Genomic DNA, 13203 nt, shown 5'->3' with positions numbered 1-13203 from the left:
GATGACTGTAGGAAATGATCAAAAAAAAATGCCGCTGGGAAGCGGCATTCTTTATGGGGCGAGGATTACTCGGTGACAGCGTTTTTCGCGAGGATGGCGTTGGCCAATTCCATGTCCGTGGCCTGGAGGCCAGGGTTATCGGCGCGGACTTTCTGCATGGCGGCTTCCAGGTACGGGCCGCGGATGCCGCCGTCGCTGGCAACGAAGCTGCCTGCGTCGTCTTGGGCGGCAACCACCAGCTTGTGGTCCTTGAAGGTCAGGTACGTCGAGCCGGTCGTGGCGCCCGACGAGATGACATTACGCCAGAAGCTATCGGCCATGGCTGAGCCGACAGGTAGGGAAAGCACAGCGAGGGTGGCGACAGCATATTTGAGACGCATGGCGGGTGACTCCGGGTGGGTTATCTGTACTCTATGATTCTAGTTAGCCCAATCGAGTTCCATCACTGACTAAACAGTTTCAACCTGCAAAACCGTCCCCTCCTGTGCAACCACGCATACATGAGTGCCTACGGGGGTGTCCGGGCCGGTCACGATCCACACGCCATCACCGACTTTTATCTTGCCGCGACCATCCACAATCGCCTGATGCACGACAAACGTGTGGCCGATCAACTCTGAACCGCGCTCATTGAGCCCCGGTTGGTCGCTGGCCTTGGCGCTGCTGCGCTGGCGTTTCCACCAGTACACCGCCGTCAATATCGACAACACGGCGAACAGCAGCAGTTGCCATTCCAGCCCGAGCGGCGGTACCAGGAACTTGATCACGCCCACGGCGGCCGCGGCGATCCCCATCCACAACAGGTAGCCGCCGGCGCCGAACACTTCAAGAATCAGCAGCACCGTGCCCAGTGCCAGCCAGTCCCAAAACGAAAGATGCTGCAGGAAATCCCACATGGCGATGGCCTCAGCCTTTCTTGTTGTCGAAAGTCGCTTTGACGATTTCGCCGATACCGCCGACAGCGCCGATCACCTGGCTGGCTTCCAGCGGCATGAGGATCACCTTGCTGTTGTTGGCCGAAGCCAGTTTGCCCAGCGCGTCGATGTATTTCTGGGCGACGAAGTAGTTGATGGCCTGCACGTTACCGGTGGCGATCGCTTCGGACACTACCTGGGTGGCGCGGGCCTCAGCCTCGGCTTGACGTTCGCGGGCTTCGGACTCCAGGAACGCGGCTTGGCGTCCGCCTTCGGCTTCGAGGATCTGCGCCTGCTTCTTGCCTTCGGCGGTCAGGATCGCCGATGCCCGCAGGCCCTCGGCTTCGAGGATCTGTGCGCGCTTGATCCGCTCGGCTTTCATCTGGCCCGACATGGCGGCCATCAGGTCCGCGGGCGGGCTGATGTCCTTGATCTCGATCCGGGTGATCTTGATGCCCCACGGCGCCGTGGCTTCGTCGACGGTGCGCAGCAGTTTTTCGTTGATGCCGTCACGTTGGCTGAGCATCGCATCCAGTTCCATGGAACCGAGTACGGTACGGATATTGGTCTGCAACAGGTTGCGGATGGCGTGTTCGAGGTTGTTCACCTCATAGGCGGCCTGGGCGGTGTTGACCACCTGGAAGAAGCACACGGCGTCGATCTGCACGGTGGCGTTGTCGGCGGTGATCACTTCCTGGGGCGGGATATCCAGCACGCTTTCCATCACGTTGATCTTGCGACCGATGCGGTCCATGACCGGGATGATGATGTTGAGGCCGGGCTTGAGCGTGTTGGTGTAGCGACCGAAGCGCTCGACCGTCCACTGATAGCCCTGGGGCACCACTTTGAAGCCCATGAACAGGATGGCGATGGCCAATCCCACGAAAAGAAGCAGTACGGTTCCGATCTGCATAGCGATTCCCTATCTGAAGATGTCAGTGAAACGACGTTCGGCCGATTGTAACGGGGTTGTCTGCGATAAGAAGGGTTTCACCGCCCGACAGCCAACGGATTTGTTTCTGAATCCCCAGGCGTGGCGCGCAAGATTTCCGCCAGGCTGGTCAACCCGGCTTCGACCTTGTGCATGCCAGCCATTCGCAGGCTGCACATCCCTTGCTGGAGCGCCGCCCGGCGCAAGGCCTGCACGTCGGTGCCGGGGGAGATCAGCGACTTGAGCGCGTCGTCCAGCACCATGATTTCGTAGACCCCGGCGCGCCCGCGATAACCGCTGTCACGACACTCCGCGCACCCGATGGCTTCAGTGTCGTTGCCGCCGGTTGTGCGTTTGCAGCGTGGGCACAAGAGTCGCACCAAGCGCTGCGCCATCACTCCCAGTAGTGTGGCCTTGATCAAATAATAAGCAATGCCCAGTTCCTGCAATCGGCTGATCGCACTCGGCGCATCGTTGGTGTGCAGGGTCGACAGCACCAGATGCCCGGTCAGCGCGGCCTGGATCGCCATCTCGGCGGTTTCCTGGTCGCGGATCTCGCCGATCATGATGATGTCCGGGTCCTGGCGCAGCAGTGCGCGAATGCCGCTGGCGAAGCTCAGGTCGATATTGTGCTGCACCTGCATCTGGTTGAATGCCGGCTCGACCATCTCGATCGGGTCTTCCACCGTACACAGGTTGACCTCGCGGCTCGCCAGGCGCTTGAGGGTGGTATAGAGGGTGCTGGTCTTGCCGGAGCCGGTAGGGCCGGTGACCAGGATGATGCCGTGGCTCTGGCGGGTCAGGCTGTGCCAGCGCTGCTGGTCCTGGGCCGACAGGCCAAGCTGGTCGAAGTCCTTGAGCAGTACCTGGGGGTCGAAAATCCGCATCACCAGTTTCTCGCCGAACGCCGTGGGCAAGGTTGAAAGGCGCAATTCCACTTCCGCGCCCGCCGGGCTTTTGGTCTTGACCCGCCCGTCCTGCGGTTTGCGTTTTTCTGCCACGTTCATCCGGCCCAGGCTTTTCAGGCGGCTGACCACCGCCATCGTGACCTGGGGCGGAAACTGGTAGACGTCATGCAGCAGCCCGTCGATGCGAAAACGCACGCGGCCCTGCTCGCGACATGGCTCGATATGGATATCGCTGGCCCGCTGGCCGAACGCGTACTGCAACAGCCAGTCGACGATATTGACGATATGCGCGTCGTTGGCGTCCGGCGCCTGGTCGCCGGCGCCGAGGTTGAGCAACTCGAAATGTGCCGGCGCGGGCGTTGTTTGATCGGCGCCGCTGACGGACTTCGCCAGGCGATAAAACTCGCCGATGCAGCGCTGGATGGCCTGTGGGTTGGCGACCACGCGTTTGATCGAACGCTTGAGCACCTGCGCCAACCCGGCTTCCCAGGCAGTGACGTAAGGCTCGGCACTGGCGACCGTGACGCTCTGCGCATCCACGGCCACCGCAAGAATGCCGTGGCGCTGGGCGAAGGCGTGGGACATCAGTGGCACCACCGTCGCCACATCGATCTTCAGCGGGTCGATACGCAGGTAAGGCTGCCCGCTGTGCCGCGCCAGCCATTGCGTCAGGGTTTCCAGGCAAGGCCCCTGGGTCGCGATGCATTCCAGGGGATGCTGAGTGTGGCTGGCCGGCAGCGTCGACAAGCGCCGGGCCACATCGAGGGTGATCACGCCCTGCTCGACCAGGGCCGGTAACAACGGGGGCAATTCCAATCGCTGGTCAACGGACATTGAGGCTTTCCTGGGGGGCCGGGTGTATTCCCAGGCTAGTCAGCCCCTGACCCGCTGCCTTGCGCGTGTATTGCAGGCTTTTACTGGGCGCCGGCCGCCAGCGCCTGAGGCCGCACGGAATCAGCCGACCACATCTCCAGCGAGCACACGCTGATCAGGTTTCGAATCTTTTCACCGATCACCTGGGCTCGGTGCCAGCTCACGCCATCCATCACGATATCCACGGTCAGCACATCGTCCTGGCGATTCACACTGACCTGGCGCGGCGTCAGGAACTGCAGCGCGAAATAGTTGAGCACCCGGCACAGCACATCGGGTTCGGCCTCGGCGACGATCTGGTAATGGGCCTGGCAATGGGCACTGTCGACGGCCCACGCATCGACGCGGGTGACAGGGCAGGTGGTTTCGACGGCGTGCATGCGGACTCTCCAGATTCGATTGGAGAAATTCTTACATTCGCGAAAGGAGATTTCTTATCTAAGATGAGCCTGATTCGTCGATAGATGCACAAATCAATTCAAGACAACCCGTATTAAAGGTATTTCTATGCGCAGCGAGCTGGACGTCTATGACCGCCGTATCCTGGCCCTGCTGCAGGAGGACGCCTCGCTCTCCAGCGCGCAGATCGCCGAGCAGGTCGGCCTGTCTCAATCGCCATGCTGGCGGCGTATCCAACGGCTGAAGGACGAGGGCGTGATCCGCAGCCAGGTCACGCTGCTGGACCGCAAGAAGATCGGCCTCAATACGCAGATTTTTGCCGAGGTCAAACTCAATGCCCACGGGCGTTCCAACTTCACCGAGTTCACCGAGGCGATCCGCGGTTTTCCGGAAGTGTTGGAGTGTTATGTGTTGATGGGGGCGGTGGATTTTCTGCTGCGCATTGTCACGTCGGACATCGAGGCTTACGAGCGGTTTTTCTTCGAGAAGTTGTCGATGGTGCCGGGGATTCAGGAGGTCAATTCGATCGTGGCGTTGTCGGAGATCAAGTCCACCACTAGCTTGCCAGTATTGGGCTGACAGGGCTGGCCTCATCGGGGGCAAGCCCCCTCCCACATTTGGAATGCATTGCAAATGTGGGAGGGGGTTGCTTTCGAAAGCGGGGTCACAGACGCAGCAGGGTCTTCCATGCACGGTTCTGATACACCGCGATCGCCTGATGCATGCGCGCATCCAGCGATTCATCGGTGATCGGCTGGTTGGCCAGTTGCGCCAGCTTGTTCAGCTCGCCGTACAGGCGGTCGAGTTCCGCAATGTCCACCACCTGGCGTGCATGGTGCAGCCAGGCCTGGATGCGCTCGATGCGCGGCAGTTGCTCGGCGAGGTCTTCCGGTTGCTGCTGATAGCGCGGCAGTTGCAGGGCGACGGCGTCTTCGGCCAGCAGGCGTGGCAACCAGTTGGTGATTTGCGCGGCGCCCTGACGGTTACCGCGCACGTTGCGGTCGGCGGTCCAGGTGCGGTTCAGCAACCAGCGGGAGGTGTTCAGCGAGAACAGGCCCCAACGCACGTCGGTCAATTCTTCGGCGAATTGCTCCGGCGCGGCTTTGCGAATGTCTTCATCGTCGTCACCGGCCTGGACCAGCGGGCGCCAGTCTTCCAGCAGGGCATCGAGTGCGCTGCGCAGTTCGCTGGTGGATTGACGCGGCGCGGCCTGGCCGAGGCTGCCGAGCAGGGCGCGCAGTTCGCCGAGGTTGTCGACCCAGTCCTGCAACAGGCGCCAGTGGCCATTGAAACGGTATTGCTCGGCCAGGCGCTGGCTGCTGCCCAGCAGGTGCCACATGATCGCGGCGAAGGCGTCGTCCAACGGCATTTCGGCGTGCAGTTGCGGCGCCGGCAGGCTCAGGGAGTAGCTGCTGGCGTCATACAGGCGGTAGCCGCGTTCGGCCTTGCTGATGTCGCATGGCATCAGTGCCAGGGTGGCGGCCAGTTCGGCGGCCAGTTCCAGCAGGGCGGCCGGTTCGCCTTCGCGCAGTTCCAGTTCCAGCTCGCAGATTTCTTCTTTCTGCTTGCCGGCTACTACATGGCCCAGGTCCAGTGCGGCTTCGATCACCACTTTGGCTTTGCCCCGGCCCCAGGCGATTTCGGCGCGTTCGCGCACGAAGTCGGTGGTGAAGATCGGCTTGAGGGTCTTTTTGTCCAGCTCGGCGAGTTCCTCGGGCCAGCATTCGCCGTCGAGTTTCTTCACGTCGAGCTTGGCTTTGGGCAATTCCCAGTTGTATTCGTTACGTTCCGACAAGCCGGCGACGCTTTGGCCGCGGGTCTTGAGGGTCTGGATAATGTCGTCACCGTCCTTGCGCAAACGCAGGGCGACTTTGGCCTTGGCCAGGTCGCGCTCGGGGGTGTCGAAGTACTGGTTCATCAACTCACGGCGTTCCCAGCCACTTTTGTTGCGTTTTTTCAGTAGCGGGTGCTCACGCAGCGCGGCGAGTGTTTCGCGGCTGACGCGGAGCTTGATTTCGGTTTCTTTCTGCATGGCCGGAAAATCCAGGATCGGGAGCGCAGCCGGGAAAAAGAGTGGCTGCCAAGGTCGTGCAGTGTACAGGACTGAGCCCGGCAACGCGCCGCAACGGTTTATTGTGTCGTGCAGATGCCTCTATAGTGAGGTTCATCCGGGAAGTAGGGAGACCGCGCATGCCGTTACCGTCCATGAAAGAGCAATTCGCCGCCTTGATTGCCACACCGTCGGTCAGTTGCACCCAAGCGTCTCTCGACCAGAGCAACCGCCCGGTGATCAACCTGCTCGCCGGCTGGCTGGGCGATCTGGGCTTCGCCATCGACATCCAGCCCGTCAGCCCTGGCAAGTTCAACCTGCTCGCCAGTTTCGGCACGGGCCCCGGCGGCCTGGTGTTGGCCGGTCATAGCGATACCGTGCCGTATGACGCCGCGCTGTGGAAGACCGACCCGCTCAAGTTGACGGAAGTCGACGGTCGCTGGGTAGGATTGGGCAGCTGCGACATGAAGGGTTTTTTCGCGCTGGCCATCGAAGCGGTGTTGCCGTTGCTCGACCAACCGTTCAAGCAGCCGTTGCTGATCCTTGCCACCTGCGATGAAGAAAGCTCGATGTCCGGCGCCCGTGCATTGGCGGCGGCCGGGCGTCCGCTGGGGCGTGCGGCGGTGATCGGCGAGCCGACGGGCCTCAAGCCGATCCGCCTGCACAAAGGTGTGATGATGGAGCGCATCGACATCCTCGGCCGCAGCGGTCATTCGTCGGACCCGCGCCTGGGCCACAGCGCGCTGGAAGCCATGCACGACGCCATCGGCGAACTGCGCGGCCTGCGCCTGGCCTGGCAGCGCGAGTACCGCAACCCGCAGTTCAGCGTGCCGCAACCGACCCTGAATTTCGGTTGCATCCACGGCGGCGATAACCCCAACCGCATCTGCGGCCAGTGTTCTCTGGAGTTCGACCTGCGGCCCTTGCCCGGCATGGACCCGCAGGTGCTGCGCGCGGCGATCCGGCAGAAACTCGAACCAGTGGCCGAGCGCCATAAGGTGAAGATCGACTATGCGCCGCTGTTCGCCGAAGTGCCGCCGTTCGAGCAGGCCGAAGACGCAGAGCTGGTGCGGGTCGCCGAACGATTGACCGGTCATCGCGCCGAAGCAGTAGCGTTCGGCACCGAAGCGCCTTATCTTCAGCGCCTTGGTTGTGAAACCCTGGTGCTTGGCCCTGGCGATATTGCCTGCGCCCACCAGCCGGGCGAGTACCTCGAAATGTCACGCTTGACGCCTACAGTGCGTCTATTGCGGGAACTGATCGAACATTACTGCCTGACACCTGCATAAATTAATCCCTGCCCATGCGTACATAAGGAGAGCGAGCGTGTTGCCAAGCCTGTTCCGACGATAACCATCAGCCTGCTGTGCGTTTTCACGACTCATCCTTTTTCGGCTGCTTTTTATTACAGGCCCAGGTTCCATGCCCGACTACGTCAATTGGCTTCGTCACGCTTCGCCCTACATCAACGCCCACCGCGACTGCACCTTTGTGGTCATGCTGCCCGGCGACGGTGTGGATCATCCGAACTTCGGCAATATCGTCCACGACCTGGTGCTGCTCCACAGCCTGGGAGTGCGACTGGTGCTGGTCCACGGTTCGCGCCCACAGATTGAAGCGCGCCTTGAAGCGCGCGGGCTCAACCCGGTTTACCACAACGGCCTGCGCATCACCGATGCCGCCACGCTGGAGTGTGTGATCGATGCGGTCGGCCATCTGCGCATCGCCATTGAAGCGCGCCTGTCGATGGACATGGCCTCGTCGCCGATGCAGGGCTCGCGCTTGCGCGTGGCCAGCGGCAACCTGGTGACGGCACGCCCGATCGGCGTGCTCGAAGGCGTGGACTTCCACCACACCGGCGAAGTGCGTCGGGTCGACCGCAAAGGCATCAACCGCCTGCTGGACGAGCGCTCCATCGTGCTGCTGTCGCCCCTGGGGTATTCGCCCACCGGCGAGATCTTCAACCTGGCCTGCGAAGACGTCGCCACCCGCGCCGCCATCGACCTGGCCGCCGATAAGTTGCTGCTGTTCGGTGCCGATCCTGGCTTGATCGATGAAAATGGCCGCCTGGTGCGTGAACTGCGCCCGCAACAAGTGCCGGCGCACCTGCAACGCCTGGGCAGCAACTACCAGGCTGAATTGCTCGATGCGGCTGCCGAAGCTTGCCGGGGCGGGGTAGGCCGCAGCCATATCGTCAGCTATGTCGAAGACGGTGCGCTGCTCACCGAACTGTTCACCCGTGATGGCGGCGGTACGCTGGTGGCCCAGGAACAATTCGAGCTGGTGCGCGAGGCGGCGATCGAAGACGTCGGCGGCTTGCTCGACCTGATCAGCCCGCTGGAAGAGCAGGGCATCCTGGTACGCCGTTCGCGGGAAGTACTGGAGCGTGAGATCGAGCAGTTCAGCGTGGTCGAACGCGAAGGCATGATCATCGCCTGCGCGGCGCTGTATCAGATCGCCGATTCGGACGCGGGGGAGCTGGCGTGCCTGGCAGTCAACCCGGAGTATCGCCACGGCAGGCGCGGCGATGAACTGCTCGAGCGCATCGAGGCGCGCGCCCGGGCGCAGGGGTTGAAGACCCTGTTCGTGCTCACCACGCGCACGGCGCACTGGTTCCGCGAGCGCGGCTTTGTGCCCAGCAGCGTGGATCGCCTGCCTTCGGCGCGGGCATCGCTGTACAACTATCAGCGTAACTCGAAGATTTTCGAGAAGGCCCTGTAACACCCCGCCCTCCCAGCCTCTGAGCTGGTTTGCCTGCGATGCAGGCCTCGGTCGTTGCGTTAACCCGAGGTGATGCGTTCGCCGCCAAACCAGCTTGTCACTTCGAAGATCGGTACGTCCCACGGGCGAAGGGCGTAGCGATGACGTGGCCGATCAACCCCCGGGGTGCGTCATCGTGCCACCCGTGCCCCCTACTAAAGTTTAAGGATTCTTGATTTTGAGCCGATACGATCAAGGCGTAGAGGGATAAATTGCGCGAAGCTTTCGCTGCCAGACGGCTCGATCGGCGGCTCTCACGCCGGCATGAAATATTAGCGATACAAAAACTGTAACAAATTGACGGGAAGATGGGCGTTTGGCCATGATGACGTCGCCTTTTTGATCCTGGGTGACGTATATGACGGTGCGTTCAGCTAAAAAGATCTAAAAAGCGATCAAGAAATGCCTTTTAGAAATTAGCTTATGCAAAGGTTCGTCTATGCTGACGCGTCTTGTTTCATGCAGAGGCTTATTCCAAAAGCGTATGAAAAAGAATGAAATAATTCTTTTTGGGTGTATGAAAAATTCATTACCCTGCAGGGACCAAACAAACTGCGATTAGACGAAGGTAGTAGACACACAAGGTTACGATTGACTTGGTAGTCACTATCTGGCGCTAATCGCGCATCTGTGGATCTCGGGCGTTAGACCCAGGACCAAAGAAATACAAAAATTAGAAATGAGAGGAGCGGTACATGAAGAAGTCCACATTGGCGTTGGCTATAGCGTTGGCGGCAATCGCCCAGCAAGCTGCAGCAGCCGGTTTCATTGAAGACAGTAAGGCCAGTGTCAGCTCGCGTACCTTGTATTTCGATAACGATCAGCGTGATGGCGGTGCTGATCAACGCGAAACAGCCACCGGCCTGAAGTTCGATTACAAGTCCGGCTTCACTCAAGGTGTCGTTGGTTTTGGTATCGACGCCCAGGCATTGGTAGGTATTCACCTGGATGGTGGTCGGGGCCATCACCCAAACAACAACTCCTTCGTTCCAAGTGACTCCGATGGGTCTGCCGTAAGCAACTGGAGCAGTGCGAGTGCTAACGCCAAGGCCCGCTTCTCCAAGACTGAAGCACACCTGGGTGGTGCGCTGTCGCCGAACCTTCCAATCCTGATCGCCAGCGACGGTCGTTTGTTGCCGCAAACCTTTGAAGGCGGCACTGTCACTTCCAAAGAAATCGACAATGTGACCTTCAACGCCGGTCAACTCGAACATGCCACTGGTCGTGCTTCAACCAACAGCACTGGCCTGGCCGTCAATGGCGGTACCGAGGAAAGCAATAAGTTCCGTTTTGGTGGCGCTGATTGGAAGGTCACCAAAGACTTGACCCTGCAGTACTACTACGCAAACCTCGAAGACTACTATAAGCAGCACTTCCTGGGCCTGTTGCACGTATACCCGATCAGCGAAGGTCAGTCCTTCAAGACCGACCTGCGCTACTTCGACAGCAGTTCTGATGGCAAGAACGGTCAGGCCGGCTATCGCTTCAACAACAACGGTGGTTACGCGAAGAACGCCGGCGAAGTTGATAACAAGACCTGGAGCGCCATGTTCACCTACACCCTGGGTGGCAGCGCCGTTATGCTCGGTCACCAGCGTGTCAACGATGACGGTGGTTTCGTCTGGGTGAACCAGGGTAGCGTTGTGGATGGTAATGGTCGTAACGAAGGTGCCGGCGGGTCGAGCTTCTACCTGTTCACCGACAGCATGATCAACTCCTTCGTCCGCGCGGGTGAAAACACCACCTTCGGTCAGTACTCTTACGACTTCGCTGCACTGGGTGTTCCAGGTCTGCGAACCTCGATTGCCTACTTGCACGGCGACAACATCAAAGCCGTGGGCGGTGGCAGTGATCAGTCCGAGTGGGAACGCGATATGCGTATCGACTACACCATTCAGGCCGGCGCGCTCAAAGGTTTTGGCACCACTCTGCGGCACGGTGCGTACCGTGGCAGCGGCACTGGTATCCAGGACCAGGATCAGACACGCCTGATCTTCAGCTACTCCTACAGCTTCTTGTAAGGCTGGATAAGGAAAACCTCGCGTTACCGCGAGGTTTTTCTCACGTTCAATCAAGTCGGGCTCAACCCCCGCAAGCCCTTCCTGACCCCCTCTTTTTTACAGCGTCTCAAGGCCTTCTCGAACCTTGAAACGAATGTTGACTCTCGCCTGCTCCAAGGTCCAGTGAACACATTTTTAATATTCCTATATCGTCTAGATAAATCGATATTTATTCTTTTTAAATAATCCGTAATCCATGCACAGTGGGCTCCATAAGCATTCACCAGGAGCCACACCATGAGCCTAAGACTGGGCGACATCGCCCCCGACTTCGAACAGGATTCCAGCGCCGGCAAGATTCGTTTCCACGAGTGGCTGGGCGACAGCTGGGGTGTGCTGTTTTCCCACCCGGCGGACTTCACGCCGGTATGCACCACCGAGCTGGGCTTCACCGCAAAGCTCAAGGACGAATTCGCCAAGCGTGGCGTCAAGGCCATCGCCCTGTCGGTAGACCCGGTGGACTCGCACCTCAAGTGGATCGAAGACATCAACGAAACCCAGAACACGCTCGTCAACTTCCCGATCCTGGCCGACGCCGACCGCAAGGTCTCGGACCTCTACGACCTGATCCACCCGAACGCCAGTGACACCCTCACCGTGCGTTCCTTGTTCGTGATCGACCCGCACAAGAAGATCCGCCTGACGATCACCTACCCGGCCAGCACCGGGCGCAACTTCCATGAAATCCTGCGGGTTATCGACTCGTTGCAACTGACCGACAACTACAAAGTCGCCACGCCCGCCAACTGGCAGGACGGCGATGAGGTGGTGATCGTGCCGTCGCTCAAGGACGAGGAAGAAATCAAGAAACGCTTTCCCAAAGGGTATCGGGCGGTGAAGCCATATCTGCGGCTGACACCGCAACCCAATCGCTGAATTACCTGTAGGCGCGAGCCTGCTCGCGAAGCATGCGCGGTTACTGCGGACATCCAGAAAGCCTGCGTCATCGTTGACGGTTTTCGCGAGCAGGCTCGCTCCTACAGATAGACGCTGTGTACTCACATGGCAGGGGTTTTGAGGCCGTTTCGACGGCCTTTTTTTGGTTCTTCACGGATTGCCGGGAAAGACGCTCTTGATCTTCATGAAAAAGAATTCGCTGTCCCGGTAACCGTACGCCATTCGTTTGATGACCTTTATTCGATTGTTTATTCCTTCCAACTGACCAGTGTGCATTGGCCAGCGTACCTGGCTCACGATGCCCCGCCAGTAGCCCTTTAGTCGCTTTGCGAACTGGATCAGTGCGGGTATTTCGCTTTCTTGAGCATGACGCAGCCACTGCTTCCAGGCTGATCTCCAGTCCCAGGCATCGCTCGGCGCCCAGAGCATTTTGAGCTCGGCCTTCATCAAGTAGACCGTCATTAACGATTGGTTAGCGGCCAGCAGATCCTGTAAATGAACCTGCTGTTCCGGCTTTTTCAGGTTCTCCGGGTTACGCAATAGCAACCATCGCGCTTGCTTTATGATCTTTCGAGCGGGCTTGTCATGGCGCAATCGGTTCGCCTCGTCAACGCGAACACGATCAATCACTTCTCGGCCATATTTGGCGACCACATGGAAAAGGTCATAAATCACCCGTGCTTTTGGGCAGTGTTGGCGAACTTCCAGGTCATAAGCCGTGTTCATGTCCATCGCTACCGCTTCAATTCGGGCGCACCCTTCTGGCCCCAGCTCTTCGAAAAACGGTCTGACTGCCGCTCGGCTACGGCCTTCGCCGATCCAAAGCACTCGCCGAGTATCAGCGTCCAACACCACGCTGGCGTAGCGATGACCTTTGAATAACGCGAACTCGTCCATTATCAAGCGCCGTGGCTGGGCCTTGGGTAAGGCACTCAACGCCGCTTGCAGAGCGCGCCGCTCCAGCAACCGAACGGTGTCCCAGTGCAGCCCGAACATTTGCGCAACATGCAGTGTAGGAAGGCGTTCGCAGGCTTGAATAACGGCCTCTGCCAGCCGGCGCGTCATGCGGGCATAGCGATCCAGCCAACTGACGACCTCCATGCGCTTGCCACAATCACGGCAACTAACACGCCTGAGCTGCACGTTGAGGCGGACTGCGCGACCGAGAATCGGCAAGTCACGCACGACTCGATCGCAGTACTCATGAGTTGTTGAACAGAGCTTTTGGCAGCCACCACAGGTGGGAAATCGCGTGGCCTGGGGGATCAGATCGATTTGAAGGGCATCGCCGTCAGGTTTGATCGCAACGACAGAAAAGCCCTCCCAAAAAGGAAGGAAAGTATTAATATCGCGCATAAGAACGCCGGTTTTTTAGATGTGTTTGCTCGCACGAACATCATCCATCAAATCG

General features: G+C 59.6%; 12 protein-coding genes. 5 read left to right on the top strand and 7 right to left on the bottom strand.

The annotated features are described in order from the left end of the window. Window positions 1–65: 65 nt before the first annotated feature. From RGV59_RS04175 to RGV59_RS04155, 5 genes are all read right to left on the bottom strand, one after another. Window positions 66–380 carry a DUF2388 domain-containing protein gene (locus tag RGV59_RS04175; RefSeq protein WP_003176799.1) on the bottom strand — a complete coding sequence of 105 codons (315 nt, stop codon included), beginning with the start codon at window positions 378–380 and terminating at the stop codon, window positions 66–68. Between the two features lie 69 nt (window positions 381–449). Beyond that, on the bottom strand, window positions 450–896 hold the full coding sequence (locus tag RGV59_RS04170) for an NfeD family protein (protein ID WP_193040287.1): 447 nt from the start codon (window positions 894–896) through the stop codon (window positions 450–452). A 10-nt stretch (window positions 897–906) separates the two neighbouring features. Then, a complete protein-coding gene (locus RGV59_RS04165; RefSeq protein ID WP_046381704.1) occupies window positions 907–1827 on the bottom strand; it encodes an SPFH domain-containing protein in 921 nt (306 codons plus the stop codon). Between the two features lie 77 nt (window positions 1828–1904). Beyond that, the gene (locus RGV59_RS04160) at window positions 1905–3587 is read right to left on the bottom strand and encodes a GspE/PulE family protein (protein ID WP_322246908.1); all 1683 of its coding nucleotides are present in this window, start codon (window positions 3585–3587) and stop codon (window positions 1905–1907) included. Between the two features lie 80 nt (window positions 3588–3667). Beyond that, complete coding sequence (locus RGV59_RS04155) at window positions 3668–4006, bottom strand: hypothetical protein (RefSeq protein ID WP_017845097.1); 339 nt, start codon at window positions 4004–4006, stop codon at window positions 3668–3670. 127 nt (window positions 4007–4133) lie between these two features. On the opposite strand from RGV59_RS04155, the gene RGV59_RS04150 reads away from it, so the two are divergent. After that, window positions 4134–4604, top strand: a complete 471-nt coding sequence (locus RGV59_RS04150; RefSeq protein WP_046381706.1) for an Lrp/AsnC family transcriptional regulator — start codon at window positions 4134–4136, stop codon at window positions 4602–4604. Between the two features lie 85 nt (window positions 4605–4689). Here the strand turns inward: RGV59_RS04150 and RGV59_RS04145 are convergent, their stop codons facing one another. After that, window positions 4690–6057 (bottom strand): inorganic triphosphatase, encoded by a 1368-nt coding sequence (locus tag RGV59_RS04145; protein WP_017845095.1) that lies wholly within the window; start codon window positions 6055–6057, stop codon window positions 4690–4692. Between the two features lie 158 nt (window positions 6058–6215). Here RGV59_RS04145 and argE point away from each other — a divergent pair, with 158 nt between their 5' ends. The 4 genes from argE to RGV59_RS04125 all read left to right on the top strand — a co-directional run bounded on the left by argE (window position 6216) and on the right by RGV59_RS04125 (window position 11771). After that, entirely contained in the window at window positions 6216–7364 is a 1149-nt protein-coding gene (argE, locus tag RGV59_RS04140; protein ID WP_322246907.1) for an acetylornithine deacetylase, read from the top strand. 133 nt (window positions 7365–7497) lie between these two features. Next, the gene (gene argA / locus RGV59_RS04135; protein WP_017845093.1) at window positions 7498–8796 is read left to right on the top strand and encodes an amino-acid N-acetyltransferase; all 1299 of its coding nucleotides are present in this window, start codon (window positions 7498–7500) and stop codon (window positions 8794–8796) included. Window positions 8797–9530: 734 nt separating this feature from the next. Next, complete coding sequence (locus tag RGV59_RS04130) at window positions 9531–10856, top strand: OprD family porin (protein ID WP_102618905.1); 1326 nt, start codon at window positions 9531–9533, stop codon at window positions 10854–10856. 276 nt (window positions 10857–11132) lie between these two features. Next, window positions 11133–11771, top strand: coding sequence for a peroxiredoxin (locus RGV59_RS04125; protein WP_017845091.1), 639 nt, complete (start codon window positions 11133–11135; stop codon window positions 11769–11771). A gap of 171 nt (window positions 11772–11942) precedes the next feature. On the opposite strand, the gene RGV59_RS04120 is transcribed toward RGV59_RS04125, so the two are convergent. Further along, window positions 11943–13148 (bottom strand): ISL3 family transposase, encoded by a 1206-nt coding sequence (locus RGV59_RS04120; protein ID WP_322246906.1) that lies wholly within the window; start codon window positions 13146–13148, stop codon window positions 11943–11945. Window positions 13149–13203 lie beyond the last annotated feature (55 nt).

This window comes from Pseudomonas sp. FG1 (assembly GCF_034313875.1).
GTDB classification, from domain to species: domain Bacteria; phylum Pseudomonadota; class Gammaproteobacteria; order Pseudomonadales; family Pseudomonadaceae; genus Aquipseudomonas; species Aquipseudomonas veronii.
Note: the sequence above shows the minus strand (reverse complement) of the source record. Positions and strands in the feature narration are given on the sequence as shown.

What these genes read in the sequence shown, in the direction of transcription:
- RGV59_RS04150 (WP_046381706.1), top strand. Translation starts at nt 4,134, where the DNA reads ATGCGCAGCGAGCTGGACGTCTATGACCGCCGTATCCTGGCCCTGCTG.
- RGV59_RS04160 (WP_322246908.1), bottom strand. Translation starts at nt 3,587, where the DNA reads ATGTCCGTTGACCAGCGATTGGAATTGCCCCCGTTGTTACCGGCCCTG.
- RGV59_RS04155 (WP_017845097.1), bottom strand. Translation starts at nt 4,006, where the DNA reads ATGCACGCCGTCGAAACCACCTGCCCTGTCACCCGCGTCGATGCGTGG.
- argA (WP_017845093.1), top strand. Translation starts at nt 7,498, where the DNA reads ATGCCCGACTACGTCAATTGGCTTCGTCACGCTTCGCCCTACATCAAC.
- RGV59_RS04175 (WP_003176799.1), bottom strand. Translation starts at nt 380, where the DNA reads ATGCGTCTCAAATATGCTGTCGCCACCCTCGCTGTGCTTTCCCTACCT.
- argE (WP_322246907.1), top strand. Translation starts at nt 6,216, where the DNA reads ATGCCGTTACCGTCCATGAAAGAGCAATTCGCCGCCTTGATTGCCACA.
- RGV59_RS04165 (WP_046381704.1), bottom strand. Translation starts at nt 1,827, where the DNA reads ATGCAGATCGGAACCGTACTGCTTCTTTTCGTGGGATTGGCCATCGCC.
- RGV59_RS04125 (WP_017845091.1), top strand. Translation starts at nt 11,133, where the DNA reads ATGAGCCTAAGACTGGGCGACATCGCCCCCGACTTCGAACAGGATTCC.
- RGV59_RS04170 (WP_193040287.1), bottom strand. Translation starts at nt 896, where the DNA reads ATGTGGGATTTCCTGCAGCATCTTTCGTTTTGGGACTGGCTGGCACTG.
- RGV59_RS04145 (WP_017845095.1), bottom strand. Translation starts at nt 6,057, where the DNA reads ATGCAGAAAGAAACCGAAATCAAGCTCCGCGTCAGCCGCGAAACACTC.
- RGV59_RS04130 (WP_102618905.1), top strand. Translation starts at nt 9,531, where the DNA reads ATGAAGAAGTCCACATTGGCGTTGGCTATAGCGTTGGCGGCAATCGCC.
- RGV59_RS04120 (WP_322246906.1), bottom strand. Translation starts at nt 13,148, where the DNA reads ATGCGCGATATTAATACTTTCCTTCCTTTTTGGGAGGGCTTTTCTGTC.